Genomic DNA, 24,620 nt, shown 5'->3' on the forward strand with positions numbered 1-24,620 from the left:
TCGGGCTCGGGCGATGTCGGCATGGGGTGCGACATTTCATCCAATAGAATGACTAGACCGCGCAGGAGCGGCAGCGTCGTACATCGGGATTGTTGGCGTGTTTTGACCGTCCGACTCCGATGTATTGGGATGCTGGATTACAGAGTCGTTCCGTGCCCATGTGGTTCGAAGAGGAGAAGCATGTCGCCGGAGGAGTGGTTCGGCGCGTTCAGACGCGCATGGGTGGGCATGACGGCCGTCTTCCTGCTGAGCGTGCTCGCTTCGACGGCGGTGCTCGTCTTCACGCCTCCGACCTATGAGGCGGAAGCGGAGATCGTGTTCAGCGCGGGCGACACCCGGGAGACCTTCGTCCCTCGCACAGTGGCTTCGAATGCTGCCGTCCGCGCCCGTTCGGAGAGCGTCCTCGCCCCGATCGCCGAGGACTTCGGCGTATCGCGGAGCGAACTCGCCGACCGCGTCTCCGCAACGTGGCGTCCGGAGACTTCGATCACCGCGGTGACCGTCTCGCACACGGACCCTCGGACGGCGGCGGCCATGGCGACCGCGATCGCCGAGTCCGCGGCGGAGCAGGCCGGATCCGGCGTCAGCGCGGAGACGTTCGAAGCGGTGACGCCGGTGGCGCCCGTCCAGCCGCTCGCGGTGACCGTGCTCCCGGTGGGGGCACTCATCGGCCTGGCGCTGGCCGTCGCATACGCCGGTCTCCGCTTCGTGATGGGGGGCCGCACGACGGTCGGAGCGACGGCTGACCGACACGGAGGGAACGAATGAGCATCGGAGAAGGTACGGGTATCCGTACGGTCAATCGGCTGATCCCGGACGCGGTGGCGTGGGCCATCGCCGCGTTGCTGGTGGTGCTGCTGCGCTATGACTTCCTCGTCCCGCTGACGGTGTGGCCGTTCGCGTTGATCGTGATCGCGGGCCTCATCGCCGCGCAGTTCGCTGCCGGGTTCGTCCTTCACTTGTATCGCGGGCGCTACCTGTACGGCTCCATCGAGGAAGTCCGCGCACTGGGGCTCGCCGCGCTCCTCGTGGGTGTCCTCATGGGGGTCGTGCTGCTCGTCTGGATGCGTCAGCCGGCGGAGGCCCTTCGAACCGCCCTCTCCGTGACGGCGATCGCGTTGGTCCTGATGCTGGTCTTCCGCTACGTGCCGCTCGTCTTCAGCCGGAAGAGCGATGACGTTCCGGGAGGATCGCGCAAGGTGCTGGTGTTCGGCGCCGGGTGGGTGGGCCAGCAGCTGATCAGCCGAATGCTCAACGAGACGAAGGAGCCGGTCTTCAGTCCCGTCGGTCTGATCGACGATGACCTCAAGAAGCGGAACCTGCGGGTCAAGGGGGTTCCCGTCCTCGGGACGCTCGCTCAGCTGAGGGCTGCCGTCGAGCTGAGCGGCGCGACGGAGCTCATCATCGCGGTAGGACGCGCCGACGCCGCACTGCTGCGTCGCGTCACCGACGCGGGCAACGCTGCCGGTCTCAACGTGCTCGTGCTCCCCGAACTCGACAAGGTCCTGCAGGGCGCGAGCCGCATCCGGGACCTGAGGGATGTCAGCATCGAAGACCTCATCGGCCGTCAACCCGTCGACACCGATGTCAAGTCGATCGCGGGATACGTGACGGGGAAGCGTGTGCTCGTCACCGGGGCCGGCGGGTCGATCGGCGGCGAGCTCTGCCGCCAGCTCTCGCAGTTCGGTCCGGACGTGCTCGTCATGCTCGACCGCGACGAGAGCGGCCTGCAGGGAAGTCAGCTCAGCATTTCCGGCCACGGCCTTCTCGACACCGAGGATGTCGTCCTCGCCGACATCCGCGATGTCGAATCGCTCCGCGAGATCTTCCGTCGTCATCGCCCCGAAGTCGTCTTCCACGCTGCGGCGCTGAAACATCTGCCCATGCTCGAGCAGTATCCCGAAGAGGCCTGGAAGACGAACGTGCTCGGCACCCGGAACGTGCTCGAAGCCGCCCTCGACGTCGATGTCGAGACGTTCGTGAACATCTCCACCGACAAGGCGGCGAACCCCTCGAGCGTCCTCGGACACTCCAAGCGCGTGGCGGAGAAGCTCACGGTGTGGGCCGCGAAGAGCTCGCATCGGCGGTACCTCTCCGTGCGCTTCGGCAACGTGATCGGCAGCAGGGGCTCCATGCTCCCCATGTTCCGGACCCTGATCGAGGCAGGCGGGCCCGTGACCGTGACCCACCCGGAGGTCACTCGATACTTCATGACGATCTCCGAAGCGTGCCAACTGGTGATCCAAGCCGGAAGCATCGGCCGGCCGGGCGAAGTGCTCATCCTCGACATGGGTGAGCCGGTGAAGATCCTCGACATCGCGCAACGCATGATCGCGATGTCCGGCGAGTACATCGAGATCGTCTACACCGGTCTGCGCCCAGGCGAGAAGCTGCACGAGGAACTGGTCGGTGAAGACGAGGTCGTCGAACGACCCTTCCACCCCCAGATCCAGCACACGTCGATCGGGAGCATCAGCCCGGAGGCGCTCGACCTCGGCGGCTGGATGCGCCGGCTCGTTCCCGCAGAGGCTGCCGTGTCCGCCCATGGTCGAGAAGGAGACCTCCCGCGATGAACGACCGGATCTACATGTCGTCTCCCGATGTCGGCGAGCTCGAGGAGAAGGCGATCGTCGCCGCACTGCGGTCCGGATGGGTCGCTCCGCTCGGTCCGGACGTCGACGCCTTCGAGCGCGAGATGTGCGACAGGGTCGGAGTGCGCCACGCGGTCGCGCTGAGCTCGGGGACGGCCGGGCTCCACCTCGGACTTCTCGCGCTCGGGGTCGGTGCCGGCGACATCGTCGTCACGTCGAGCTTCACGTTCGCTGCCACCGCCAATGCGATCGCCTACACGGGCGCGACGCCGTACTTCATCGACGCGGACCCGGTGACGGGCAACATGGATGTGGGCCTGCTCCGCGAGGTCATCACGGAACTCGAGGCGAAGGGCACACTGCCGAAGGCGATCGTCCCCGTCGACCTGCTCGGCAAGGTCGCCGATCTCGAGGCGATCGAGCAGATCGCCGACGCGTACGGGATCCCGGTGCTCGCCGATGCCGCCGAGTCGCTCGGAGCCCGCCGCGGCGGCCGACCCGCAGGCAGCTTCGGGCGCGCGTCGGTCTTCTCCTTCAACGGCAACAAGATCATGACGACCTCCGGCGGCGGCATGCTGGTGACCGATGACGCGGAGATCGCAGATCGCGTCCGCTATCTCGCGACGCAGGCGCGACAGCCGGTCGCGCACTACGAGCACACCGACATCGGCTACAACTACCGGCTCAGCAACCTCCTCGCCGCGCTCGGTCGCGCACAGCTGTCCCGCCTCGACGACATGATCCGCCGACGTCACCGCTGGCGCGACGAGTACCGCGCGCTGTTCGCGGACGTCGACGGCGTCTCGGTGTTCGGCGGAGACCACGATGCCGAGGACAACGCGTGGCTCACCGCCGTGCTCGTCGACGAGGACGTCACCGGCTGGAGTGCCTCCGAGCTCTCCGCGCACCTCGGTTCTCATGACGTCGAATCCCGACCGCTGTGGAAGCCGATGCACCTGCAGCCCGTCTTCGCCGAGGCCCCGGCCGCGGTGAACGGGGTCTCGGAGCGCTTCTTCCGCGTGGGCATCACGCTGCCGTCGGGGTCGGCGCTGTCCGAGGAGCAGATGGAGCGTGTGCAGACCCTGATCCGCGGTTTCCTGGCTGAGCGCGCATGAGCAGAGTCTTCTTCGATGCGGCCAAACGCACGCTCGACCTCGGTGTCGCCGCCGTGGTCCTGATCCTCTCCCTTCCCCTGCAGATCATCGTGGCTGCGCTGGTGCTGGTGAACCTCGGTCGCCCGGTGATCTTCCGGCAGCCGCGGCCGGGACGCGAGGGGAAGGTCTTCACCCTCTACAAGTTCCGCACCATGCGCCCCGCCGATCCTGCGGTCGGCACCGCCGACGACGCGGCGCGGCTGACCGCGTTCGGGCGTCTGCTGCGCGGCACCAGCCTCGACGAGCTGCCGACCTTCTGGAACGTGCTGCTCGGCGATATGAGCCTGGTGGGTCCACGCCCTCTCCTCGTCTCCTACCTCGACCGGTACACGCCAGTGCAGGCTCGTCGGCATGAGGTGCGACCAGGGGTCACCGGGTTGGCGCAGGTGAGCGGTCGGAACACCGTCGACTGGGATGAGCGGTTGCAGCTCGACGTGAAGTACGTCGACACACGATCGATGAGGCTCGACCTCTGGATCCTGTGGCGCACGGTCGCCGTCGTGGTGCGCCGTGACGGGGTCAGCGCCGACGGGCACGCGACGATGCCGGAGTTCCGAGGTCTGAAGGATGCCGATGCGTGAGCTGATCATCCTCGGCGCCGGAGGCTTCGCGCGCGAGACGCTGGACGTCGTCGAAGCCCTGAACGCGGTGTCGCCCCGCTTCGACGTGCTCGGTTTCGCCGACGACGCCCCCAGCCCTCTCGCTCTGGAGCGTCTGGCCGATCGGGGCCATCGCCATCTCGGCACCATCGATGCGGCACTCGCCGCGCACCCGGCGTCGTCATTCGTCATCGCGGTGGGGTCGCCCGAACATCGCGCGCACATCGCCGCGCGGGTGGGAAGCGACCGGGCGGAGACGCTGGTGCACCCCGGCGCGTCGATCGGGTCCCTGACGACGATCGGCGTCGGCACGGTCGTGTGCGCCGGTGTGCTGGTGTCGACGAATGTCCGGGTCGGACGACACGCTCACTTGAATCCGGGAGCCATCGTCGGCCATGACAGTGTCCTCGCGGATACGGTGTCCTTGAATCCGGGATCGGTGGTGTCGGGGGACGTGCGCATCGGAGAGCGCGTGCTCATCGGCGCGAAATCGGTGGTGCTGCAGGGATTGAGCATCGGTGCGGACGTCACGGTCGGTGCGGCTGCGTGCGTGACCAAGGACGCCCCTGCACGGGTGACACTGGTGGGAGTGCCCGCTCGTATCCACAGAACAACAGAAAAGAGTCACAGCTCGTGAAGGTAGTCATCACCGGCGGTGCCGGGTTCATCGGTTCGAACCTCGTGCGACGGTTCAACGACGAGGCGCCCGATGTCGATGTCCACGTGCTGGACGACTTCAGCACGGGACGCGAATCCAACCTCGCCGGAACGCGGATCACGCTGCACCGCGGGTCCGTCGCCGATGCCGAAGCGGTCGCCGCCGCCACGGTCGGCGCGGACGCGGTCGTCCACCTGGGCGCGCTCGGCAGCGTCCCGCGGTCCATCGACGACCCCGTCGCCTCTCACGTCGCCAACCTGACGGGGACGCTGACCGTGCTCGAAGCGGCCCGGCGCGAGAACGCCTACGTGGTGATGGCATCCTCGAGCTCCGTGTACGGCGCCAACCCCGCTCTGCCGAAGTCGGAGTTCGACTGGACGCGGCCGATGAGCCCGTACGCGGCGACCAAGCTCGGGGGAGAGGCCTACGTGCTGGCGTACCAGTACTCCTACGGTCTTCCGACCTTGGCGTTCCGCTTCTTCAACGTCTACGGTCCCTACCAGCCGGCCGATCATGTGTACGCCGCCGTGATCCCGAGGTTCGTCGACGCGGCCCTCGCCGGACGGGCGCTCACCATCCACGGCGACGGCCTGCAGTCGCGGGACTTCACGAGCGTCGACACGGTGACGCATGCGCTCATGGTCGCCGTCCGAGACCGCGTGACGTCGGGACATCCCGTGAATCTCGCGTTCGGAACCAACACCACGCTGCGCGAGCTGGTGACCGTCATCGAAGATCAGACCGGCCGCACGGTGAGCGTCGAGCACGTCGATCCGCGTCCTGGCGATGTACGTGCCTCCCAGTCCGACGGCGTTCGTCTGCGGGAGCTGTTCCCCGACGTGCAGCCCGTCCCGCTCGAGGAAGGAATCGCGAAGACCGTCGCGTGGTTCCGGAGCAAGGACTCGTGACCCCGGCCGCGACCGCTCGCATACTGATCGGTGTCACGGCGGACGTCTCCATCGGCCTGCTGTCCGGGCTGCCGCAGCGGCTGGTCGCTGACGGATGGGAGGTGCACGTCGCGAGCTCGCCCGGCGAGAGACTCGAGGCGCTCGCAACGTCTCCCGGCGTCTCGGTGCATCCGCTCCCTATGGCCAGAGAGATCGACATCGTCGGGGACGTCCGAGGGCTGCGGGACTGGATGCGGCTGATCCGCCGCCTCCGGCCCGACGTCGTCTTCGTCGGCACTCCGAAAGCAGGCCTGCTCGGCATCACCGCCGCCCGACTGCTCGGCGTTCGCACTCGCGTGTATCACCTGCGCGGGCTCCGACTGGAGACCGCAGCGGGGATGACTCGGCGGGTGCTGACGATCATGGAGCGTCTGACGATCCGCCTCGCGACCACCACGCTGGCGGTGAGTCCGAGTCTCCGACAGCGCGTCGTGTCCCTGCGGCTCGCGCCGGCCGCACGCATCACCGTGCGCGGCAGAGGCAGCTCCAACGGTGTGGATGTGGATCGCTTCGCCCCCGGCAACACGGCGGCGCAGGTCGATGGCCTCCTGCCCGGTGTCCCCGTCATCGGCTTCGTCGGCAGACTCAACCACGACAAGGGCCTCGAGGTCCTCGCCGAGGCCTGCCGCCTCCTGGACGATCGCGGGGCGGCATACCAGCTGCTGATCGTGGGCGGCGTCGACGGTGCGGAACTGGGTTCCTTCTCTCGACTGCGGCGGGCCCCGATCGTGCTCGGGGCCGTGCCGGACACATCGATGTACTATCCCCTGATGCGATCCCTCTGCCTCCCGACCCTGCGCGAGGGCTTCCCCAACGTCGTGCTGGAGGCGGGGGCGACGGGGATCGCCGTCGTCACGACGGATGCGACCGGAGCGGTGGATTCCGTGATCCCCGAGCGCACCGGACTCATGGTGACGGCGGGGGACGCGGGTCAGCTCGCCGACGCTCTGCAGCGGGTGATCGAGGATCCGCATCTCGCGGCGGACCTGGGCGCGAACGCCCGCGACTTCGTGGTCGAGCATTTCCGACGTGACGCGGTCCATGCCTCGGTGTCCGACTTCCTGCGGAGTGAGATGGAGCGAGGTCGGCGATGACGGACGTCTCCAACGGTGTCGGCGCGCTCGTCGTCGTCGCCGTGCTCATCGGACTGACCGTCCTGACCTGGTTCATCGCGCGACGAGCGTTCCTTCCCGTGGTCGTGCACAACGCGGTGTGGGCGGTGACGCTGGTCCTCGTCGGGTCGGGGCTCATCGCCTATCACGGTGCATCGATCGCCGCGTGGGGCGTGCTGCTGGTCGGTATCGCGTTCTTCTCCGTCGGGGCGTGGGGAGGTATCGCGCTCGCAGCCCGCAAGGCACGCAGCGCCGACCTGGCACCGCGGGACCATGCGCTCGTCAGCCGACGAGTCCTGCTGATCCTCGCCGGCGCCTACGCGCTGGGTTTCGGGGTGTACATCTGGACCATCCTCCAGCGCTTCGGGTGGGAGACCTTCTGGTTCCATCCCGGAACGATCCGTGGGGCTGCCGAGTCGTACCTCGCCGGGGTGCCCCTGTGGGCACGTCTGCTGATGTACGTCGGACCTCTTCTGCTCGCGATCCTCATCGTCCCGGGGTCGGTCCGGAACGGACTCGCGTGGTGGTGGCGCGTGCCGGCTGCGGTCCTGCTCGCCGCCTCGATGCTCGCCCTGCTGCAGCGGACGAACCTCTTCGCTGGGGTTCTGCTCGCGATCGCTGCCCTTCTCCTCCTCTACGCGCGCTCCTGGCGCGGCGGCCGCGTGCGGGCGTGGTACCTCCGCCCCTGGGTGATGATGATGTCGATCGCAGCCATCGGCGCCGGTGCGCTACTCGCCTTCCAGGTGCTCGCGGGTGCGCTGGGCAAGACGGGTGATGTCGGCAGCAACGTCTCGCCATTGCTGAGCGCCTCCGGGCTGTCCAGCCCGTTCATCTATCTGACCGCGGGCGTGCCCGCGTTCCTGTCCCTGGTGGATTCCACCAACGGCGCGTGGCCCCCGGTGGGCGGGCCTCGCATCGTCTACGGCGATTTCAACCCGCAGACATTCGGAACCGCCTTCTTCGAACCCGTCCTGAGTCTGATCCCCGGACTGCGCACCTGGAACCCAGTAGCGCCGTTCGTCAACGTGGGGACTCTGACGAACGTGTATACATGGCTGGAGCCGTTCTATCGGGACTGGCGGGTCGTCGGCGTCGCCCTCGGCGCGGCGGCGATCGGTGCGCTCGTGGCCTACCTCTACTCCACGCGGCGAGCATCCCCGGCGCGCTGGTGGCTTTCGGCCCTGCTGGTGTCGACGCTGTTCCTGGTCACGTTCACGCAGAAGACCAACAACACGCTGTACCTCGTCACAGCCGCGATCATCGTGGTGCTCGGGGTGATCGGCTCTCGCCGGCGGGCGGCATCATGACGGCGCTGCACACGTACACCAGCTACGGGCGCAGTGCGGGAAGCGCACGGGTCCGCGTCTTCGACTGGCTCGACAGGCTGGAGGTGCCCGCGGTCACGCACTCGTATCTCGACGGGGCGACCAACTCCGGACGGTCTCTCCTGAAGTCTCCTCGGCGGCTGCTCGCGGCCGAGGCGGAGCTGCGTCGCAGGCCTCCGCGCGACGCGCGAGTGCTGGTGTCGCGGCAGGCGAGTCCGCTGAGCCGCGGTGGTGTGGAGAGACGTCTGCTGAGTGGCGAGCGCGTCGGGATCTATGATTTCGACGACGCCCTCCACCTCGACCGCCGGGGCCCGTTCCCGAAGGCGGCGATCTGGCGAGCGGCGGTCGGCGCGGCCGATGTCGTCATCGCGGGAAACGCCGCACTCGCCGAGGCGGCGAGTCGGATCAACCCTCGCGTGACCGTGATCCCGAGCTGCGTGGATCCGGCAGACTACTCGCGCAAGACGAGCTTCGACATCGGGGAGACGCCGCGCGCGATATGGATCGGCTCGCCCGCCACGGAGCGCTATCTGCGCGACATCGAGTCTGCGCTGCTGTACGCGCATGAGCGGACGGGCATGCGGCTCACCGTCGTCAGCGCGGGGGACGCGGAGCTCGGACCGCTGGACGCGATCGTCGACCGGGTGGCGTGGTCGCCGCAGACCTTCGGTGCCGTGCTCGCCGACGCCGATCTCGGGCTGATGCCGACACCGGATTCCGCCTGGTCGCGAGGCAAGTGCGGCTACAAGCTGCTGCAGTACGGCGCGGCCGGGATTCCGATGATGGGCGACCCGGTCGGGGTGAACGCCGAGATCCTCCGCAGAGGAGACGGCATCGCGCCCGAGAGCGCGGACGACTGGGCGGACGCTCTCACCGGCTTCTTCTCGGAGAGCGCGACGCGACGTGCTGAGCGGGGAGCCGCAGGTCACCGCACAGTCCGGGATCACTACAGCTTCTCGGCGTGGGAGTCGGTCTGGCGTCAGGCGGTGACCGGCAGCTGATCCGCGCGGCGGGCGACGAGCAGCCAGAAGAGCGACGACAGCAGGGTGGAGAGGGCGTATGCCCATATCGCTCCGCTCAGCCCGCCCAGCAGAGCACCCGCCAGCGGCCCGACGACGCCCAGCGCGGTCTGGACGAGCCGCGCCGCGAGCAGGCCGCGTCGTGAGGCCCGCAGCCTGGACACGATGTAGAAGGTGTGCCCCACCATGTTCGCCATGACGAAGATCGCGGTCGGTGCGGCGAACGGAATGAGGTCCCGGAGAGTGCCGAGCGGCCAGGACGTCTCGCCGAGCAGCAGCAGCACCCCGGCGGCGAGACCGCCGAGCACGATACCGCCGGCCACGACCGCGCCGACGGTCGCCGCAGACATCCGCAGTCGGGCGATGCGCGGCCGGATCGGATTCAGCAGCAGGCGCACCGGTGCGGCGACGTTCGACACGGCCCGGTAGACACCGAACGGGCCCACTCCTAAGATCGGGGCCAGCGCGTAGGGGGTACCGATCGACGAGGCATCCATGATCAGGGAGTCGCGCACGAGGGGAGCGATGGCGGTCCAGCGCTGACGGGTCCAGCGCACGAGCACGCCAGGTCGACTCAGAGCCGGCCACCTCGAGAACACGGCGGCGACGACGCTCGACGCCGCCCAGGTGCCGAGGACCCAGGAGAGCTCGCCGCTGTGGAGGGTGAGGGTCACGACGCTGAGGACGACGGCGACGATGGCGGCGATGGCGTCACCGAGGACCGACCCGCGTGTGTCGCCGTTCTCGACCGCGTAGAACCGTGCGGTCGAGCGGTAGGCGCTGCCGCCGATGGCGAGCGCGATCAGCCACCAGTACGGCGTCAGGGGCGAGTTCGTCAGGGAGACGACGAGTGCGGAGACGGCGGCGAAGATCAGGGCGAACTCCGTCGACGCACCGCTGAAGTCCGGCCAGGAGGTGGGGACGTCCTGGCGTGAACGGGTCGCCGCCTCGCAGATGAGGGAGAGTGCGAGCGACAGCGCGAAGGCGCCGGCGAGATAGACGATCGAGAAGAGCCCGAAGTCCGTGGGGGCGAGGGTGATGAGGCCGAGGACCTGAACGGAGAGTGTCGCGACCGCGGCAGCCGAGGACGTGAGGATCAGGCGCAGCGAGCTCACAAACGAACGACCCTGGGTCCCGAGAGCCGGCCCTTGGTGTCGAGCACCGGCGTCGGGGACTCGTGCAGCAGCGTCAGGTCGAAGTCGGAGTGATCGGTCACCAGGATGACCAGATCAGCGGCCTCGACTTCCGCAGCGGAGAGCTCCACGCGCTCGACGGCGGTCGGCCACCGGTGCGACTCGACGTGGCGGTCCGCGCCGCGGATGGACGCACCGAAGGAGGTGAGCAGCTCGATGAGGCGCAGGGAGGGGGACTCGCGGATGTCGGCGGTGTCGCGTTTGTACGCGAGTCCGACCAGCAGGATCGTCGACCCGTTCAGCGAGCGCCGGTCTTCGTTGAGCAGTTCCATGGAACGCTGGGCGACGTAGTCCGGCATGTGGTCGTTGACATCGTTGGCGAGTTCGACGAAGCGGAAGCTACGTCCGAGCTTGCGCCGCACCTGCCACGAGAGGTAGCTCGGATCCACGGGAAGGCAGTGGCCGCCGACACCGGGGCCCGGGGTGAACTTCATGTACCCGAACGGCTTGGTCGCCGCGGCATCGATCGATTCCCAGATGTCGACGCCCAGCTCGTGCGCGAACACGGCGAGTTCGTTCACCAGGGCGATGTTGACGTGGCGGAACGTGTTCTCGAGAAGCTTGGTGAGCTCGGCCTCCTTGGGCGTGGTCACGCTCACCGTTCGGTCCACGAGGAGGTCGTAGAAGGCCTTCACCTTGCCGAGTGACTGCTCGTCGATGCCGGAGACGACCTTCGGTGTGTTGACGAAGCCCCACGTGGGGTTGCCTGGGTCGATCCGCTCCGGGCTGTATCCGACGGCGAAGTCCTGTCCTGCCCGGAGCCCGGACCCGGCCTCGAGGAGGGGGACGAGGATCTCCTCTGTCGTGCCCGGGTAGGTCGTGGACTCGAGCACGACCGTCGCCCCGCGGGTGAGTCGGGTCGCCAACGATGCTCCCGCCGACTCGATGTAGGAGATGTCGGGGAGGCCCTCGCGGAGCGGGGTGGGGACCGTGATCACCGCGACGTCGAAGCCCTCGGTGTCGTCGTAGTCGGAGGACGCGAGATAGCGACCGGAAGCGATCGCCTCCTTCAGCTGCTCCGACGAGATGTCATCGACGTACGACTCACCGGCGTGCAGAGCGGCGATCCGCACGCTGTCGACATCGAGTCCGACGACGGTCATGCCCACCTGCACGGCGCGCATGGCTACCGGAAGCCCGACATATCCCTGACCGACGATGACAGCTTTCACGTGCACTCCTCCATGGTGTGGGCGAACCCCCGCCATGGGCGTGCGTCGCGGTCTGCGACGCTGCTCAGGTCCACCTCGGTAGTATATTGCGGTGACCCGAGACTCCAGACGCGCGCGTCGAGCCCAGAACGAGCAGCAGCGTCGAAAGAGTCGCCGCACCCGGATCATCCTGTGGGTGGTGGGCGTCGTGCTCGCACTGCTCATCGCCGTCGCCGTGATCGCGGCGATCCTCATTCCGAAGGCGCTCGACGCCAAGGACAAGCTCGAGGCTTCGGTGCCGCTGGCCCAGAGCATCCCCGGGCTGATCGCCTCCGGCGACACTGCGGGCGCGCAGGCCGCGGCGGAGGAGCTGACGAAGACCGCCGCTTCCGCGCACGAGCAGACCAGCGGATTCCTCTGGGAATCGCTGGAGTGGGTGCCGGTGATCGGCCCCAACCTCCATGGCGTCCGCATGGCGACCGCGGCCGTCGACGAGCTGGCCACCAAGGCGCTCCTTCCCGCTTCGGGGATCGACATCGCAGCACTTCGTCCTTCCGACGGCGGGCTCGACCTCCAGGCGATCCACGGCATCGGGGACATCGCGCGGTCGGCCGACCAGGCCGTGCGCGATGCCTCATCGATGCTGGCGGGCGTCGATCATGACGCGCTCCTCGGGCCCGTGGCATCCGGTGTGGAACGCATCGAGAAGGTTCTGAAGCCGGCTGCGAGCACACTCGCCGGCGTCATGCCGCTTGTCGAAGCCCTCCCCGAGATGCTGGGAGAGGGGGGACCCCGCGACGTGCTGGTCATCTTCCAGAACAATGGAGAGGTGATGTCCGGTGGCGGCACGATCGGCTCCATGGCCCAGGTGCACATCGACAACGGCGCCATCTCGATCGTGAACCAGTCGTCGGCTTCCGGTCGCGACTTCCCGAACTTCCGTCCACCGGTCGGGGGAGTGACGCAGGAGGAGACCGACCTGTACGGCTCGCTGTTCGGCAGCTACGTTCAGGCGCTCACCCGCTCGCCCCGTTTCGACAGGACGTTCGAGATCGCACGCGACATGTGGCGAGAGGCCAAGGGCGTCGAGGTCGACGCGGTCGTCTCCCTCGATACCGTCGCCCTGAGCTACCTCCTGGTCGCGACCGGGCCGGTCGCTATCCCCGGCGGTCCGGAGATCTCGAACTCCAACGCGGTGGCGATGCTGCTCGGCGACCTCTACAAGACGTACGAGCCCGCAGAGGTCGACATGATCAACCAGGTCTTCGCTGGGCTGACACTGCAGAAGCTGATGGGCGGTCAGGTCGATTTCGCCAAGCTGTCCTCTGTGCTCGGGCTCGCAGCGAAGGAGGGCCGGATCGCGATCTGGAGCGCCCGCGAGTCGGAGCAGCAGCTCATCGCCGGCACGGACCTCGATCGTCGCGGGCCGAGGGCGGCGGAAGGTACGGAGGCGTTCGGCGTCTACTTCATCGACTGGACGCCCGGGAAGATGCAGCGGTACATGACCCAGTCGATCGACGTGAGTCAGCCGGTCTGCGCCGCCGACGGACGCCGTCACGTGTTCGTGACGGTGACGCTTGCCAACACCGTCGATCCCGCTTCGGTGCGAGGGCTTCCCGAGTACGTCACCGGCGTCGGGATCGAGACGCCGAAGGGATCGATGCAGGTGGAGACCCTCGCCTTCGCCCCTCCGGGATACTCGCCGGTCGGGCAGAGGGCAGACGCCGAGCTCGCGCAGTCGGAGGTGCGCAAGGACCAGGAGTTCACCGTCGGAACGATGCGGTTGACGCTGGCGCCGCAGGAGAGCAGGACGCTCACCTACGAGTTCGTCGCCGACTCCGACGCCCCCACGAAGATCGAGCTCGACAGCACCCCGGTCGTCACTCCGACGGTCCTCACGCAGGACGCCGTCACCTGCCAGTGACCGACGCCACGGGATGCTGCTCTGCCGCAGCTGATCCCCCTGGTGATAGCGCGGCGGTTCGTGCAGACTAGACGCACATCGCACATCGCACACCGCCTCCGAAGGGGAATCATGGGTATCGAGGACGCCGTCAACAAGGGCAAGGACCTGTACGAGCAGAACAAGGACAAGATCGCCGAGGCGGTCAAGAGCGAGCAGGCCGAGGACATCAGCGACAAGGTGCTCGACGGCGTGGCCGACTTCGCCAAGAAGATCGCTCCCGGCGCCGCAGACAAGATCGACGAGATCCGCGACAGCGCCGACAAGGCCGTCGGCAACGAGTAGCACGCAGCACAGCATCTGAGCGGCGAACCACTCCGGTGGGGCGCCGCTCTTCTGTTCCTGTCCAACGGCTTCGGCTTCGGAATGTCGTCGGATGTGGCGCATCCACAGATGTATCCAGTAGGATCATCGAGACCGCCTGGGGATCTTGCGGTCGGGGAAGCCGAAGGGGTTCGGTTTCCCGAAGCACGCGGACTTCCGCGTACGAAACTGGGGATAAGCGATCTTGGGGATCATCGTGCGACGCGCGCCGTCACGGCGCCTGAGCGTCTCCCTGCCTGCGCGGCGGGTCTTCCGCCGCGCCCTCGGTCGAGGAGTTCGGCGTCCCTTCACGCCGGGCTACTCGCGTTCGGTGTGCCCCCTCGCACTGAACGCCCTCCCCAAGCGGGGCGAGGCATGGGGATGCCTCGCCCCGCTATCTCCTGGGATCTGAGCCCTCTCGGACGCGTCACCGGGACTGCCGGAGGAGCGCGACACGCCCGGGTTTGCGCAAGTGAAATCAGCCGTGGCAGAATAGACAGGTTCGATATTCCGTCGCCGCTGTGCGCGCGAGGGATCACTGCCAGGGCAGTGCATAGACGGCGCCTCCTCCGGGACGGTGCAGGGTTCTAGGCCGCGGGTAGCAGAACACAACCCCGACACCCCTCTACATGAAGGGTTCTGCCGTGCGCGGCGGAAGGTCGGCATCCGGTCGCTTCACGGCGTCCGGCTGACAGAAGAACAGTGGTGCAGCAGATCGACTCGCAAGAGCCGTTCTCGTGCCGAGGCGCGAACAGCGCCGACGTGCGTCCAATGCCCCAGGGCCACCCGGTCCCGGACGGTAAGACGCTTAAAGAGAGAGAGCAGACAATGGCGGGACAGAAGATCCGCATTCGCCTGAAGTCGTATGACCACGAGGTCATCGACACGTCCGCACGCAAGATCGTCGACACCGTGACCCGTGCGGGCGCAACCGTCGTCGGCCCCGTGCCCCTTCCGACCGAGAAGAACGTCGTGTGCGTCATCCGGTCGCCGCACAAGTACAAGGACAGCCGCGAGCACTTCGAGATGCGCACCCACAAGCGTCTGATCGACATCGTCGACCCGACGCCCAAGGCCGTCGACTCGCTGATGCGTCTCGACCTGCCGGCCGATGTCAACATCGAGATCAAGCTCTGAGGTTCGACATGGCTGACATCAACTCCAAGGTTTCCAAGGGCATGCTGGGCACGAAGCTCGGCATGACCCAGGTGTGGAACGAGAGCGGCAAGCTCGTTCCCGTCACCGTCATCGAGCTGGCACCCAACGTGGTCACCCAGGTCCGCACGCCCGAGAAGGACGGCTACAACGCCGTGCAGATCGCGTACGGCCAGATCGACCCCCGCAAGGTGAACAAGCCGCTCTCCGCCCACTTCGAGGCAGCAGGCGTCACGCCGCGTCGTCACGTCACCGAGATCCGCACCGCGGACGCCGGCGACTACAACCTGGGCCAGGAGCTCACGGTCGACGGCACCTTCGAGGCCGGCCAGCTCGTCGACGTCGTCGGCACGAGCAAGGGCAAGGGCTTCGCCGGTGTCATGAAGCGTCACAACTTCAAGGGTGTCTCGGCTTCGCACGGTTCGCACCGCAACCACCGCAAGCCCGGCTCCATCGGCGCATCGTCGACCCCGAGCCGCGTCTTCAAGGGCATGCGCATGGCCGGCCGTATGGGTGGCGAGCGCGTGACCGTCCTCAACCTCACGGTGCACTCCATCGACATCGAGAAGGGACTCATGCTCGTCAAGGGCGCCGTCCCCGGTGCTCGTGGCCGCATCGTCTATGTCCGCAACGCAGTGAAGGGTGCCTGATCATGGCTGACTCCACTCTCGCGCTCGACGTCCTCAAGGCAGACGGCAAGAAGGCAGGCTCGATCGAGCTTCCCGCCGCGCTGTTCGACGCCAAGACGAACATCCCGCTCATCCACCAGGTCGTCGTCGCGCAGCTCGCGGCGGCTCGCCAGGGCACGCACTCGACCAAGCGTCGTGGCGAGGTCTCCGGTGCCGGCCGCAAGCCCTTCAAGCAGAAGGGCACGGGTAACGCCCGTCAGGGTTCCATCCGCGCGCCGCACATGACCGGTGGTGGCATCGTGCACGGCCCCAAGCCGCGCGACTACTCGCAGCGCACCCCCAAGAAGATGATCGCCGCCGCCCTGCTGGGCGCGCTCAGCGACCGCTTCCGCGGTGACCGCATCCACGCCATCGAGTCCTTCGGGATCGACGGCACGCCTTCGACCAAGACCGCGGTGAACTTCCTCACCAACGTCGTCTCGTCGAAGAACGTGCTCGTCGTGATCGAGCGCAACGACGACGTGACGCTGAAGAGCATCCGCAACCTGTCGAACCTGCACGTGCTGACGTTCGACCAGCTCAACGCATACGACGTGCTCGTCTCCGACGACATCGTCTTCACCCAGGCCGCGCTCGAGGGCTTCATCGCCTCCAAGTCCGGCGCCAACCAGGAGGTCTCCGCATGAGCGAGCAGGCATCTGTTCTCCAGACGGCCCTGAACAAGGACCCGCGCGACATCATCCTGAAGCCGGTCGTGTCCGAGAAGAGCTACGGTCTCATCGATGAAGGCAAGTACACCTTCCTCGTCGACCCGCGCGCTTCGAAGACCGAGATCAAGCTCGCCATCGAGAAGATCTTCGGCGTCAAGGTCGCAGGGGTCAACACCCTCAACCGCGTCGGCAAGGCTCGTCGCACCCGCTTCGGCACCGGCAAGCGCAAGGACACCAAGCGCGCCATCGTCACCCTGAAGTCGGGCACCATCGACATCTTCACGGCAATCGGCTGATCCGGGGGATAAGGACAATAATGGCTATTCGCAAGTACAAGCCCACGACCCCGGGCCGTCGCGGCTCGTCGGTGGCTGACTTCGCCGAGATCACTCGATCGACGCCGGAGAAGTCGCTGCTGCGCCCGCTCTCGAAGACCGGTGGTCGCAACAACCAGGGCCGCATCACGACCCGTCACATCGGTGGTGGCCACAAGCGCCAGTACCGCGTCATCGACTTCCGTCGTAACGACAAGGACGGCGTCAACGCCAAGGTCGCTCACATCGAGTACGACCCCAACCGCACCGCGCGCATCGCGCTGCTGCACTACTTCGACGGTGAGAAGCGCTACATCCTCGCTCCGGCGAAGCTGAAGCAGGGCGACATCGTCGAGTCGGGTGCCGGGGCTGACATCAAGCCGGGTAACAACCTCCCGCTGAAGAACATCCCCACGGGTACCGTGATCCACGCGATCGAGCTCCGCCCCGGCGGCGGCGCGAAGATGGCACGTTCGGCCGGCGCGTCCGTCCGTCTCGTCGCCAAGGACGGCCCCTACGCCCAGCTGCGTCTGCCCTCGGGCGAGATCCGCAACGTCGATGCGCGCTGCCGCGCGACCATCGGCGAGGTCGGCAACGCCGAGCAGTCGAACATCAACTGGGGCAAGGCCGGCCGCATGCGCTGGAAGGGCGTCCGCCCGACCGTGCGTGGTGTCGCGATGAACCCGGTCGACCACCCGCACGGTGGTGGTGAGGGTAAGACCTCTGGTGGTCGTCACCCCGTCTCCCCCTGGGGCCAGGCTGAGGGTCGTACCCGTCACGCCAACAAGGAAAGCGACAAGTACATCGTGCGTCGTCGTAACGCCGGCAAGAAGCGTAAGTAGGAGTAAGAGAAGATGCCTCGCAGTCTTAAGAAGGGCCCCTTCGTCGACGATCACCTGCTTCGCAAGGTGGTCGTGCAGAACGAAGCCGGCACCAAGAACGTCATCAAGACCTGGTCCCGTCGGTCCATGATCATCCCGGCCATGCTGGGTCACACGATCGCGGTCCACGACGGACGCAAGCACATCCCTGTGTTCGTGTCCGAGACCATGGTCGGTCACAAGCTGGGCGAGTTCGCGCCCACCCGCACCTTCCGCGGCCACGAGAAGGACGACAAGAAGGGGCGGCGCCGCTAATGGTCGAATCGATCGCACGCGTGAAGCACATTCGCGTGACCCCTCAGAAGGCTCGTCGTGTCGTCGCGCTCATCAAGGGCAAGCAGGCCCAGGAGGCTCTGGCGATCCTGAAGTTCGCTCAGCAGTCCGCCAGTGAGCCGATCTACAAGCTCGTCGCGTCGGCCATGGCCAACGCGCAGGTGAAGGCAGATCGCGACGGCGAGTTCCTCGACGAGAAGGACCTGTACGTGGCCAACGCGTACGTCGACGAGGGCACCACGCTCAAGCGTTTCCAGCCCCGTGCACAGGGTCGCGCTTTCCAGATCAAGAAGCGCACGAGCCACATCACGGTCGTGCTCTCGACGCCTGAGGTGGCTCCGGCCGCCGCGGGCGACAGCAACAAGAAGGCGAGCAAGTAATGGGACAGAAGGTAAACCCGTACGGCTTCCGTCTCGGCATCACGACGGACCACGTCTCGCGTTGGTTCTCTGACTCGACGAAGCCGGGTCAGCGCTACGCCGACTACGTCGCCGAAGACATCAAGATCCGTAACCTGCTCAAGACGCAGCTCGACCGCGCCGGTGTCTCGAACATCGAGATCGAGCGCACCCGTGACCGCGTCCGCGTCGACATCCACACCGCCCGTCCGGGCATCGTGATCGGTCGTCGTGGAGCCGAGGCCGAGCGCATCCGCGGCGACCTCGAGAAGCTCTCGGGCAAGCAGATTCAGCTGAACATCCTCGAGGTCAAGAACCCCGAGGCCGATGCACAGCTCGTCGCACAGGGCATCGCCGAGCAGCTCTCTGCTCGTGTGGCGTTCCGTCGTGCGATGCGCAAGGGTCTGCAGGGCGCTCAGCGCGCCGGCGCCAAGGGCATCCGCATCCAGGTCTCCGGCCGCCTCGGCGGCGCCGAGATGAGCCGTTCGGAGTTCTACCGTGAGGGTCGTGTGCCGCTGCACACGCTGCGCGCGAACATCGACTACGGCTTCTACGAGGCGAAGACCACCTTCGGCCGCATCGGCGTGAAGGTCTGGATCTACAAGGGCGACCTGACCGCGAAGGAGCTCGCTCGCGAGCAGGCCAACGCACCCAAGGCTCGTCGTGACGACCGTGGTGGCGACCGCCGCCGTGCCCCGCGCAACGAGGCACCTGTCGCAGAAGGAGCGTCGGCATAATGCTCATCCCCCGTAAGGTCAAGTTCCGCAAGCAGCACCACCCGGGTCGCTCGGGTCAGGCCACCGGCGGCACGAAGGTCTCCTTCGGCGAGTACGGTATCCAGGCCCTCACGCCCGCTTACGTGACGAACCGTCAGATCGAGTCCGCTCGTATCGCGATGACCCGTCACATCAAGCGTGGTGGAAAGGTGTGGATCAACATCTACCCCGACCGTCCGCTCACGAAGAAGCCGGCCGAAACCCGCATGGGTTCCGGTAAGGGTTCCCCCGAGTGGTGGGTCGCCAACGTCAAGCCGGGCCGTGTCCTCTTCGAGGTCGCGGGTGTCGACGAGGAGCTCGCTCGCGAAGCTCTGACCCGTGCAATTCACAAGCTGCCGCTCAAGGCACGCATCATCAAGCGCGAGGAGGGCGACGCGTAATGGCGATCGGCACCAAGGAGCTCGCCCCGGCAGAGCTCGACACATTCGAAGACCAGCGCCTCGTCGAGGAGCTGCGCAAGGCCAAGGAGGAGCTGTTCAACCTCCGTTTCCAGTCGGCCACCGGCCAGCTGGAGAGCCACGGCCGCATCCGCGCCGTCAAGCGCGACATCGCGCGCCTCTACACCGTGATCCGCGAACGCGAGCTGGGCATCCGTGCGACGCCCGCTCCGGTCGAGGCTCCGGCGAAGAAGGCGACCAAGTCGAAGGCGAAGAAGGCGGACTCCGCCGACGACGCCGTGAAGGAAGAGGCTGAGTGATGGCCACCAAGAAGGAAGCGACTGTGGAGACGCAGGCCGCAGGACACGAGTCGTCCGAGCACGACGTCCGCGACGCCGCTGCCCGCGGTTACCGCAAGGCACGCCGCGGCTACGTCGTCAGCGACAAGATGGACAAGACCATCGTGGTCGAGGTCGAGGACCGCGTGAAGCACCCGCTTTACGGCAAGGTCATCCGCCGCACCTCGAAGGTCAAGGCGCACGATGAGGCGAACTCCGCAGGCATCGGCGACCTGGTCCTGATCAACGAGACCCGCCCGCTGAGCGCCACGAAGCGCTGGCGTCTGGTGGAGATTCTGGAGAAGGCCAAGTGATCCAGCAGGAATCCCGACTCAAGGTCGCCGACAACACCGGCGCCAAGGAGCTGCTCACCATCCGCGTTCTCGGTGGCTCGAAGCGCCGTTACGCGGGCCTCGGCGACACCATCGTCGCGACCGTCAAGGACGCGATCCCCGGTGGAAACGTCAAGAAGGGCGACGTCGTCAAGGCGGTCATCGTCCGCACCAAGAAGGAGGTCCGTCGTCCGGACGGCTCCTACATCAAGTTCGACGAGAACGCCGCAGTGATCCTGAAGAACGACGGGGAGCCCCGCGGCACCCGTATCTTCGGGCCGGTCGGTCGTGAGCTTCGCGACAAGAAGTTCATGAAGATCGTCTCGCTGGCGCCGGAGGTCATCTAATCATGGCGAAGATCAAGAAGGGTGACCTGGTTCAGGTCATCACCGGTGCCACGCAGGAGCGTGGCGGCGACCGTGGCAAGCAGGGCAAGGTCCTGGATGTCCTCGCCGACAAGAACCGCGTGATCGTCGAAGGCGTGAACTACGTCACCAAGCACACGCGCGTCGGCCAGACGCAGCGTGGCACCAAGACCGGAGGCATCGAGACCGTCGAAGCCTCCATCCACATCTCGAACGTCGCACTCGTCGACCCCTCGACCAAGAAGCCGACCAAGGTCGGCCACCGGGTCGAGGAGCAGACGAAGGACGGCGTGAAGCGCACCGTCCGTGTGCGCTACGCGAAGAAGAGCGGTAAGGACCTCTGATGAGCACCGACACTGCCGCGCCGGCTGGCAAGATCCAGCCGCGCCTGAAGCAGAAGTACAACACCGAGATCAAGAAGGCTCTGCAGGAAGAGTTCGGCTACGCGAACGTCATGCAGATTCCCGGACTGGTCAAGGTCGTCGTGAACACCGGTGTCGGCGAGGCAGCTCGCGACAGCAAGGTGATCGATGGCGCGGTCGACGATCTCACCAAGATCACCGGCCAGAAGCCGATCGTCACGAAGGCTCGCAAGTCCATCGCGCAGTTCAAGCTGCGCGAGGGACAGGCCATCGGCGCGCACGTCACCCTCCGTGGTGACCGCGCGTGGGAGTTCGTGGATCGCCTCGTCTCGCTCGCACTGCCCCGTATCCGCGACTTCCGCGGTCTCTCGGGCAAGCAGTTCGACGGCAACGGCAACTACACCTTCGGTCTCCAGGAGCAGAGCGTGTTCCACGAGATCGATCAGGACAAGATCGACCGGGTTCGCGGTTTCGACATCACCGTCGTCACCACCGCGAAGACGGATGACGAGGGCCGGGCACTGCTCCGCCACCTCGGCTTCCCGTTCCGCTCGGAAGACGCACAGGCGTAACACCCTCGACGGGCTCAGTGGTCTCGTGTCACTGAGCCCGTCGATGTGCACGTACAATTGAAAATTGCGTGTCATCGCAGGCCGTCTGTCGTGTAACGGCAGCCGGAACCTCATGAACAAAGGAAAACAACAATGACAATGACAGACCCGGTCGCAGATCTGCTGACCCGTCTGCGCAACGCGAACTCGGCGCACCACGATTCCGTGACCCTGCCGTCGAGCAAGCTCAAGACGCACATCGCTCAGATCCTCCAGCAGGAGGGCTACATCGCCGGCTGGGAGACCTCTGACGCCCGCGTCGGACAGAACCTCACGCTGACGCTGAAGTACGGTCCCAACCGTGAGCGCTCCATCGCTGGCATCAAGCGCGTCTCGAAGCCCGGTCTCCGCGTGTACGCGAAGTCGACCGAGCTCCCCACGGTCCTCGGCGGCCTTGGCGTGGCGATCCTGTCCACCTCCTCCGGTCTTCTCACCGACCGTCAGGCAGAGCAGAAGGGCGTGGGCGGAGAAGTTCTCGCCTACGTGTGGTAATTCGAAATGTCGCGTATTGGACGACTTCCCATCGACGTTCCTGCGGGCGTGACCGTTTCGGTCAACGGCCGTGAGGTCGCGGTGAAGGGCCCCAAGGGTGAGCTCACCCTCACGGTGGCCAGCCCCATCGAGGTCGCGGTCGAGGAGAACCAGGTTCTGGTCTCCCGTCCCGACGACGAGCGCGAGTCGCGGTCGCTTCACGGCCTGACCCGCACGCTCATCAACAACAACATCATCGGCGTGACCCAGGGCTACACCAAGGGTCTCGAGGTCGTCGGTACCGGTTACCGCGTGCAGCAGAAGGGCAGCTCGGTCGAGTTCGCCCTCGGCTTCTCGCACCCGGTCCTGATCGACCCGCCCGCCGGCATCACGCTCACGGTCGAGGGCACCACGAAGCTCACCGTCAGCGGGATCGACAAGCAGGCTGTCGGCGAGGCAGCTGCCAACATCCGCAAGATCCGCAAGCCCGAGCCGTACAAGGGCAAGGGTGTGCGCTACGCCGGCGAGAACGTGCGTCGCAAGGCCGGAAAGAGTGGTAAGTAACCATGGCTCTCAAGTCAAAGTCTGACGCCCGCGCGCGTCGTCACGCCCGCCTTCGCAAGAAGGTCGTCGGCACCGAGGCGCGTCCGCGTCTCGTCGTCAACCGCTCGGCCCGCCACGTCTTCGTGCAGCTGGTCGACGACAGCAAGGGTCACACCGTTGCGTCGGCTTCGACGCTCGAGACCGACCTGCGCTCGCTCGAGGGTGACAAGACCGCCAAGGCCCGCAAGGTCGGCGAGCTCCTCGCCGAGCGTGCGAAGGCTGCCGGCGTTTCCGAGGCAGTGTTCGACCGTGGCGGCAACCGCTACGCCGGTCGTGTCGCCGCCATCGCCGACGGCGCCCGCGAGGGGGGTCTGGCACTGTGAGTGACAACAAGGAGAACGAAGTGACCGAAGCGGCTGCTGCCACTTCCGAGACGGCTGCCGGCACCACGCAGGCCGAGCCGGCTCGCGACTCGCGTGACGGCCGCCGCGGCGGCCGTGGCGACCGCAACCAGGGTGGCGGTCGTGACCGCAACTCCCGTGACCGCGGCGACAACCAGTTCCTGGAGCGCGTCGTCACCATCAACCGCGTCTCGAAGGTCGTGAAGGGTGGTCGTCGCTTCAGCTTCACCGCCCTCGTGGTCGTCGGTGACGGCAACGGTCTGGTCGGTGTCGGCTACGGCAAGGCCCGCGAGGTCCCTCTGGCGATCTCGAAGGGTGTCGAAGAGGCCAAGCGCAACTTCTTCCGCGTTCCGCGCGTCGGCAGCACCATCCCGCACCCCGTGCAGGGTGAGGCGGCCGCCGGTGTGGTCCTGCTCCGTCCGGCTGCCGCCGGTACCGGTGTCATCGCCGGTGGTCCGGTCCGCGCCGTGCTCGAGTGCGCCGGTATCCACGACGTGCTGTCGAAGTCGCTCGGCTCGTCGAACACGATCAACATCGTGCACGCGACGGTCACCGCCCTGAAGCAGCTCGAGGAGCCTCGTGCGGTCGCCGCACGTCGTGGCCTCGAGTTCGACCAGGTTGCCCCTGCGCGTCTCGTGCGCGCCGAGGCAGACGCCATCGCCGCACAGAAGGTAGGTGCCTGATGGCCGCGCGACTGAAGGTCACGCAGATCAAGTCCAAGGTGAGCGAGAAGCAGAACCAGCGCGACACGCTGCGCAGCCTCGGTCTGAAGCGGATCGGTGACACCACCGTCCGCCCCGACGACGCGCAGACGCGTGGTTACGTCAAGACCGTCGCCCACCTCGTCAAGGTTGAGGAGATCGACTAATGGCCGAGAAGAACGAGGCCGTCGAGGCTGAGAAGGCCCCGAAGAAGGCTGCGGCTCCCAAGGCTGCCGCCGAGAAGAAGCCGGCTGCGAAGAAGGCTCCGGCCAAGACCGCTGCCGCCGACGCGAAGGCTGAGGGCGCTGCCAAGAAGCCTGCCGCCAAGAAGGCGACGCCGGCGAAGGATGCTCCGGCATCCCGCCCCGGCGTGCTGAAGGTGCACCACCTGCGTCCGGTCCCCGGATCCAACACCGCCAAGACTCGCGTCGGCCGTGGTGAGGGTTCCAAGGGTAAGACCGCTGGTCGTGGAACCAAGGGCACCAAGGCGCGCAACACCGTTCGCGTCGGCTTCGAGGGTGGGCAGATGCCGCTGCACATGCGCACCCCGAAGCTGCGCGGGTTCAAGAACCCGTTCCGCGTGGAGTACCAGGTCGTGAACCTGGAGAAGCTCGCGGAGCTGTACCCGAAGGGTGGCGACGTCACCGTCGGCGACCTGGTCGCCAAGGGTGCCGTTCGCAAGAACGAGAAGGTCAAGGTTCTCGGAAACGGCGACATCGCCGTGAAGCTCACCGTTTCGGTCGACAAGGTCTCGGGTTCTGCCGAGCAGAAGATCGTCGCGGCCGGCGGATCCGTCAAGTAACCGCACAGCAAGAGGGGCCGGAGATTCTCCGGCCCCTCTTGTGGTTTCACACTCCGAGACCTTGCTCTGGGGCCGCATCCGGCGGGCCTGGTATCGGTGGCGAATTCCGGGAAGCCCGGTTTGCGTTACCCTGGTCTTTCAGCCGTCCTTCGGGAATCGGCAACCT

Annotated in this window: 33 protein-coding genes; 31 read left to right on the forward strand and 2 right to left on the reverse strand. The window is 66.8% G+C overall.

Translation table 11 applies throughout. The features are described 5' to 3' along the window. Positions 1 to 180: 180 nt before the first annotated feature. Genes ILP86_RS03615 through ILP86_RS03655 form a run of 9 tightly spaced genes read left to right on the forward strand, consistent with a single transcriptional unit; the run spans position 181 to position 9,387 of the window. Entirely contained in the window at positions 181 to 768 is a 588-nt protein-coding gene (locus ILP86_RS03615; RefSeq protein ID WP_061016826.1) for a hypothetical protein, read from the forward strand. Then, positions 765 to 2,573 (forward strand): nucleoside-diphosphate sugar epimerase/dehydratase, encoded by a 1,809-nt coding sequence (locus ILP86_RS03620; RefSeq protein ID WP_113680396.1) that lies wholly within the window; start codon positions 765 to 767, stop codon positions 2,571 to 2,573. Before ILP86_RS03615 ends, ILP86_RS03620 begins: the two co-directional genes overlap by 4 nt. Continuing rightward, entirely contained in the window at positions 2,570 to 3,706 is a 1,137-nt protein-coding gene (locus ILP86_RS03625) for a DegT/DnrJ/EryC1/StrS aminotransferase family protein (RefSeq protein WP_193761389.1), read from the forward strand. The genes ILP86_RS03620 and ILP86_RS03625 overlap by 4 nt, the downstream gene beginning before the upstream one ends. After that, a complete protein-coding gene (locus ILP86_RS03630) occupies positions 3,703 to 4,326 on the forward strand; it encodes a sugar transferase (RefSeq protein ID WP_193761390.1) in 624 nt (207 codons plus the stop codon). Before ILP86_RS03625 ends, ILP86_RS03630 begins: the two co-directional genes overlap by 4 nt. Continuing rightward, positions 4,319 to 4,981 (forward strand): NeuD/PglB/VioB family sugar acetyltransferase, encoded by a 663-nt coding sequence (locus ILP86_RS03635; protein ID WP_193761391.1) that lies wholly within the window; start codon positions 4,319 to 4,321, stop codon positions 4,979 to 4,981. Before ILP86_RS03630 ends, ILP86_RS03635 begins: the two co-directional genes overlap by 8 nt. After that, positions 4,978 to 5,910, forward strand: a complete 933-nt coding sequence (locus ILP86_RS03640; protein ID WP_113680399.1) for an NAD-dependent epimerase/dehydratase family protein — start codon at positions 4,978 to 4,980, stop codon at positions 5,908 to 5,910. Before ILP86_RS03635 ends, ILP86_RS03640 begins: the two co-directional genes overlap by 4 nt. After that, a complete protein-coding gene (locus tag ILP86_RS03645) occupies positions 5,907 to 7,043 on the forward strand; it encodes a glycosyltransferase family 4 protein (protein WP_193752217.1) in 1,137 nt (378 codons plus the stop codon). Before ILP86_RS03640 ends, ILP86_RS03645 begins: the two co-directional genes overlap by 4 nt. Further along, positions 7,040 to 8,368 carry an oligosaccharide repeat unit polymerase gene (locus ILP86_RS03650; RefSeq protein WP_113680401.1) on the forward strand — a complete coding sequence of 443 codons (1,329 nt, stop codon included), beginning with the start codon at positions 7,040 to 7,042 and terminating at the stop codon, positions 8,366 to 8,368. Before ILP86_RS03645 ends, ILP86_RS03650 begins: the two co-directional genes overlap by 4 nt. After that, positions 8,365 to 9,387: a hypothetical protein gene (locus ILP86_RS03655; RefSeq protein ID WP_193761392.1), complete on the forward strand. Its 1,023-nt coding sequence runs from the start codon at positions 8,365 to 8,367 to the stop codon at positions 9,385 to 9,387. Before ILP86_RS03650 ends, ILP86_RS03655 begins: the two co-directional genes overlap by 4 nt. On the opposite strand, the gene ILP86_RS03660 is transcribed toward ILP86_RS03655, so the two are convergent. Beyond that, on the reverse strand, positions 9,366 to 10,520 hold the full coding sequence (locus ILP86_RS03660) for a hypothetical protein (RefSeq protein WP_193761393.1): 1,155 nt from the start codon (positions 10,518 to 10,520) through the stop codon (positions 9,366 to 9,368). The genes ILP86_RS03655 and ILP86_RS03660 overlap by 22 nt on opposite strands. Then, the gene (locus tag ILP86_RS03665) at positions 10,517 to 11,770 is read right to left on the reverse strand and encodes a nucleotide sugar dehydrogenase (protein ID WP_220151072.1); all 1,254 of its coding nucleotides are present in this window, start codon (positions 11,768 to 11,770) and stop codon (positions 10,517 to 10,519) included. Before ILP86_RS03665 ends, ILP86_RS03660 begins: the two co-directional genes overlap by 4 nt. A 91-nt stretch (positions 11,771 to 11,861) precedes the next feature. On the opposite strand from ILP86_RS03665, the gene ILP86_RS19885 reads away from it, so the two are divergent. The 22 genes from ILP86_RS19885 (at position 11,862) to rplO (ending at position 24,454) form a co-directional block, all read left to right on the forward strand. Beyond that, complete coding sequence (locus tag ILP86_RS19885) at positions 11,862 to 13,673, forward strand: DUF4012 domain-containing protein (RefSeq protein ID WP_147251191.1); 1,812 nt, start codon at positions 11,862 to 11,864, stop codon at positions 13,671 to 13,673. A gap of 111 nt (positions 13,674 to 13,784) precedes the next feature. Next, positions 13,785 to 13,997 (forward strand): hypothetical protein, encoded by a 213-nt coding sequence (locus tag ILP86_RS03675; protein WP_045264638.1) that lies wholly within the window; start codon positions 13,785 to 13,787, stop codon positions 13,995 to 13,997. A gap of 846 nt (positions 13,998 to 14,843) precedes the next feature. Beyond that, positions 14,844 to 15,152: a 30S ribosomal protein S10 gene (gene rpsJ, locus ILP86_RS03680; RefSeq protein WP_017201594.1), complete on the forward strand. Its 309-nt coding sequence runs from the start codon at positions 14,844 to 14,846 to the stop codon at positions 15,150 to 15,152. Between the two features lie 8 nt (positions 15,153 to 15,160). Then, the gene (rplC, locus tag ILP86_RS03685) at positions 15,161 to 15,820 is read left to right on the forward strand and encodes a 50S ribosomal protein L3 (protein ID WP_021201123.1); all 660 of its coding nucleotides are present in this window, start codon (positions 15,161 to 15,163) and stop codon (positions 15,818 to 15,820) included. Between the two features lie 2 nt (positions 15,821 to 15,822). Continuing rightward, a complete protein-coding gene (gene rplD / locus ILP86_RS03690) occupies positions 15,823 to 16,485 on the forward strand; it encodes a 50S ribosomal protein L4 (protein WP_021201122.1) in 663 nt (220 codons plus the stop codon). Then, a complete protein-coding gene (gene rplW, locus ILP86_RS03695) occupies positions 16,482 to 16,805 on the forward strand; it encodes a 50S ribosomal protein L23 (protein ID WP_017829206.1) in 324 nt (107 codons plus the stop codon). Before rplD ends, rplW begins: the two co-directional genes overlap by 4 nt. A gap of 20 nt (positions 16,806 to 16,825) precedes the next feature. Then, on the forward strand, positions 16,826 to 17,665 hold the full coding sequence (rplB, locus tag ILP86_RS03700) for a 50S ribosomal protein L2 (protein ID WP_017201590.1): 840 nt from the start codon (positions 16,826 to 16,828) through the stop codon (positions 17,663 to 17,665). A 12-nt stretch (positions 17,666 to 17,677) separates the two neighbouring features. After that, positions 17,678 to 17,959: a 30S ribosomal protein S19 gene (gene rpsS / locus ILP86_RS03705; RefSeq protein WP_017829205.1), complete on the forward strand. Its 282-nt coding sequence runs from the start codon at positions 17,678 to 17,680 to the stop codon at positions 17,957 to 17,959. Further along, complete coding sequence (rplV, locus tag ILP86_RS03710; protein WP_045264641.1) at positions 17,959 to 18,357, forward strand: 50S ribosomal protein L22; 399 nt, start codon at positions 17,959 to 17,961, stop codon at positions 18,355 to 18,357. The genes rpsS and rplV overlap by 1 nt, the downstream gene beginning before the upstream one ends. After that, a complete protein-coding gene (rpsC, locus tag ILP86_RS03715) occupies positions 18,357 to 19,112 on the forward strand; it encodes a 30S ribosomal protein S3 (RefSeq protein WP_017201587.1) in 756 nt (251 codons plus the stop codon). The genes rplV and rpsC overlap by 1 nt, the downstream gene beginning before the upstream one ends. Next, positions 19,112 to 19,531: a 50S ribosomal protein L16 gene (rplP, locus tag ILP86_RS03720; protein WP_017829203.1), complete on the forward strand. Its 420-nt coding sequence runs from the start codon at positions 19,112 to 19,114 to the stop codon at positions 19,529 to 19,531. Before rpsC ends, rplP begins: the two co-directional genes overlap by 1 nt. Beyond that, on the forward strand, positions 19,531 to 19,848 hold the full coding sequence (gene rpmC, locus ILP86_RS03725; RefSeq protein ID WP_017829202.1) for a 50S ribosomal protein L29: 318 nt from the start codon (positions 19,531 to 19,533) through the stop codon (positions 19,846 to 19,848). The genes rplP and rpmC overlap by 1 nt, the downstream gene beginning before the upstream one ends. Next, positions 19,848 to 20,180, forward strand: a complete 333-nt coding sequence (gene rpsQ, locus ILP86_RS03730) for a 30S ribosomal protein S17 (protein WP_017829201.1) — start codon at positions 19,848 to 19,850, stop codon at positions 20,178 to 20,180. The genes rpmC and rpsQ overlap by 1 nt, the downstream gene beginning before the upstream one ends. Next, positions 20,177 to 20,545: a 50S ribosomal protein L14 gene (rplN, locus tag ILP86_RS03735; RefSeq protein WP_017201583.1), complete on the forward strand. Its 369-nt coding sequence runs from the start codon at positions 20,177 to 20,179 to the stop codon at positions 20,543 to 20,545. Before rpsQ ends, rplN begins: the two co-directional genes overlap by 4 nt. 2 nt (positions 20,546 to 20,547) lie before the next feature. Beyond that, positions 20,548 to 20,907 carry a 50S ribosomal protein L24 gene (rplX, locus tag ILP86_RS03740; protein ID WP_045264644.1) on the forward strand — a complete coding sequence of 120 codons (360 nt, stop codon included), beginning with the start codon at positions 20,548 to 20,550 and terminating at the stop codon, positions 20,905 to 20,907. Continuing rightward, positions 20,907 to 21,497, forward strand: coding sequence for a 50S ribosomal protein L5 (gene rplE / locus ILP86_RS03745; protein ID WP_045264645.1), 591 nt, complete (start codon positions 20,907 to 20,909; stop codon positions 21,495 to 21,497). Before rplX ends, rplE begins: the two co-directional genes overlap by 1 nt. A gap of 132 nt (positions 21,498 to 21,629) precedes the next feature. Next, on the forward strand, positions 21,630 to 22,028 hold the full coding sequence (gene rpsH / locus ILP86_RS03750; RefSeq protein WP_021201117.1) for a 30S ribosomal protein S8: 399 nt from the start codon (positions 21,630 to 21,632) through the stop codon (positions 22,026 to 22,028). A 6-nt stretch (positions 22,029 to 22,034) separates the two neighbouring features. Beyond that, positions 22,035 to 22,571 (forward strand): 50S ribosomal protein L6, encoded by a 537-nt coding sequence (gene rplF / locus ILP86_RS03755; RefSeq protein ID WP_045264646.1) that lies wholly within the window; start codon positions 22,035 to 22,037, stop codon positions 22,569 to 22,571. Between the two features lie 2 nt (positions 22,572 to 22,573). Next, entirely contained in the window at positions 22,574 to 22,933 is a 360-nt protein-coding gene (gene rplR / locus ILP86_RS03760) for a 50S ribosomal protein L18 (protein ID WP_017201578.1), read from the forward strand. Positions 22,934 to 22,953: 20 nt separating this feature from the next. Continuing rightward, positions 22,954 to 23,634 (forward strand): 30S ribosomal protein S5, encoded by a 681-nt coding sequence (rpsE, locus tag ILP86_RS03765; protein ID WP_269430495.1) that lies wholly within the window; start codon positions 22,954 to 22,956, stop codon positions 23,632 to 23,634. After that, positions 23,634 to 23,819: a 50S ribosomal protein L30 gene (gene rpmD, locus ILP86_RS03770; protein ID WP_017201575.1), complete on the forward strand. Its 186-nt coding sequence runs from the start codon at positions 23,634 to 23,636 to the stop codon at positions 23,817 to 23,819. Before rpsE ends, rpmD begins: the two co-directional genes overlap by 1 nt. Beyond that, the gene (gene rplO, locus ILP86_RS03775; protein ID WP_061016850.1) at positions 23,819 to 24,454 is read left to right on the forward strand and encodes a 50S ribosomal protein L15; all 636 of its coding nucleotides are present in this window, start codon (positions 23,819 to 23,821) and stop codon (positions 24,452 to 24,454) included. Before rpmD ends, rplO begins: the two co-directional genes overlap by 1 nt. Positions 24,455 to 24,620 lie beyond the last annotated feature (166 nt).

Origin of the sequence: Microbacterium sp. R1, assembly GCF_015159725.1 — a bacterium.
Lineage (GTDB): Bacteria > Actinomycetota > Actinomycetes > Actinomycetales > Microbacteriaceae > Microbacterium > Microbacterium oxydans.

Coding starts and splice junctions, on each gene's coding strand:
- rplO (WP_061016850.1), top strand. CDS start 23,819: ATGGCCGAGAAGAACGAGGCCGTCGAGGCTGAGAAGGCCCCGAAGAAG.
- rpsQ (WP_017829201.1), top strand. CDS start 19,848: ATGGCCACCAAGAAGGAAGCGACTGTGGAGACGCAGGCCGCAGGACAC.
- rpsJ (WP_017201594.1), top strand. CDS start 14,844: ATGGCGGGACAGAAGATCCGCATTCGCCTGAAGTCGTATGACCACGAG.
- rpsS (WP_017829205.1), top strand. CDS start 17,678: ATGCCTCGCAGTCTTAAGAAGGGCCCCTTCGTCGACGATCACCTGCTT.
- ILP86_RS03625 (WP_193761389.1), top strand. CDS start 2,570: ATGAACGACCGGATCTACATGTCGTCTCCCGATGTCGGCGAGCTCGAG.
- ILP86_RS03635 (WP_193761391.1), top strand. CDS start 4,319: ATGCGTGAGCTGATCATCCTCGGCGCCGGAGGCTTCGCGCGCGAGACG.
- rplD (WP_021201122.1), top strand. CDS start 15,823: ATGGCTGACTCCACTCTCGCGCTCGACGTCCTCAAGGCAGACGGCAAG.
- rplF (WP_045264646.1), top strand. CDS start 22,035: ATGTCGCGTATTGGACGACTTCCCATCGACGTTCCTGCGGGCGTGACC.
- ILP86_RS03675 (WP_045264638.1), top strand. CDS start 13,785: ATGGGTATCGAGGACGCCGTCAACAAGGGCAAGGACCTGTACGAGCAG.
- ILP86_RS03630 (WP_193761390.1), top strand. CDS start 3,703: ATGAGCAGAGTCTTCTTCGATGCGGCCAAACGCACGCTCGACCTCGGT.
- rplW (WP_017829206.1), top strand. CDS start 16,482: ATGAGCGAGCAGGCATCTGTTCTCCAGACGGCCCTGAACAAGGACCCG.
- rplE (WP_045264645.1), top strand. CDS start 20,907: ATGAGCACCGACACTGCCGCGCCGGCTGGCAAGATCCAGCCGCGCCTG.
- rpsH (WP_021201117.1), top strand. CDS start 21,630: ATGACAATGACAGACCCGGTCGCAGATCTGCTGACCCGTCTGCGCAAC.
- ILP86_RS03655 (WP_193761392.1), top strand. CDS start 8,365: ATGACGGCGCTGCACACGTACACCAGCTACGGGCGCAGTGCGGGAAGC.
- rplR (WP_017201578.1), top strand. CDS start 22,574: ATGGCTCTCAAGTCAAAGTCTGACGCCCGCGCGCGTCGTCACGCCCGC.
- rplX (WP_045264644.1), top strand. CDS start 20,548: ATGGCGAAGATCAAGAAGGGTGACCTGGTTCAGGTCATCACCGGTGCC.
- rplV (WP_045264641.1), top strand. CDS start 17,959: ATGGTCGAATCGATCGCACGCGTGAAGCACATTCGCGTGACCCCTCAG.
- rplC (WP_021201123.1), top strand. CDS start 15,161: ATGGCTGACATCAACTCCAAGGTTTCCAAGGGCATGCTGGGCACGAAG.
- rpmD (WP_017201575.1), top strand. CDS start 23,634: ATGGCCGCGCGACTGAAGGTCACGCAGATCAAGTCCAAGGTGAGCGAG.
- ILP86_RS03615 (WP_061016826.1), top strand. CDS start 181: ATGTCGCCGGAGGAGTGGTTCGGCGCGTTCAGACGCGCATGGGTGGGC.
- rplP (WP_017829203.1), top strand. CDS start 19,112: ATGCTCATCCCCCGTAAGGTCAAGTTCCGCAAGCAGCACCACCCGGGT.
- rpmC (WP_017829202.1), top strand. CDS start 19,531: ATGGCGATCGGCACCAAGGAGCTCGCCCCGGCAGAGCTCGACACATTC.
- rplB (WP_017201590.1), top strand. CDS start 16,826: ATGGCTATTCGCAAGTACAAGCCCACGACCCCGGGCCGTCGCGGCTCG.
- rpsC (WP_017201587.1), top strand. CDS start 18,357: ATGGGACAGAAGGTAAACCCGTACGGCTTCCGTCTCGGCATCACGACG.
- ILP86_RS03620 (WP_113680396.1), top strand. CDS start 765: ATGAGCATCGGAGAAGGTACGGGTATCCGTACGGTCAATCGGCTGATC.
- ILP86_RS03650 (WP_113680401.1), top strand. CDS start 7,040: ATGACGGACGTCTCCAACGGTGTCGGCGCGCTCGTCGTCGTCGCCGTG.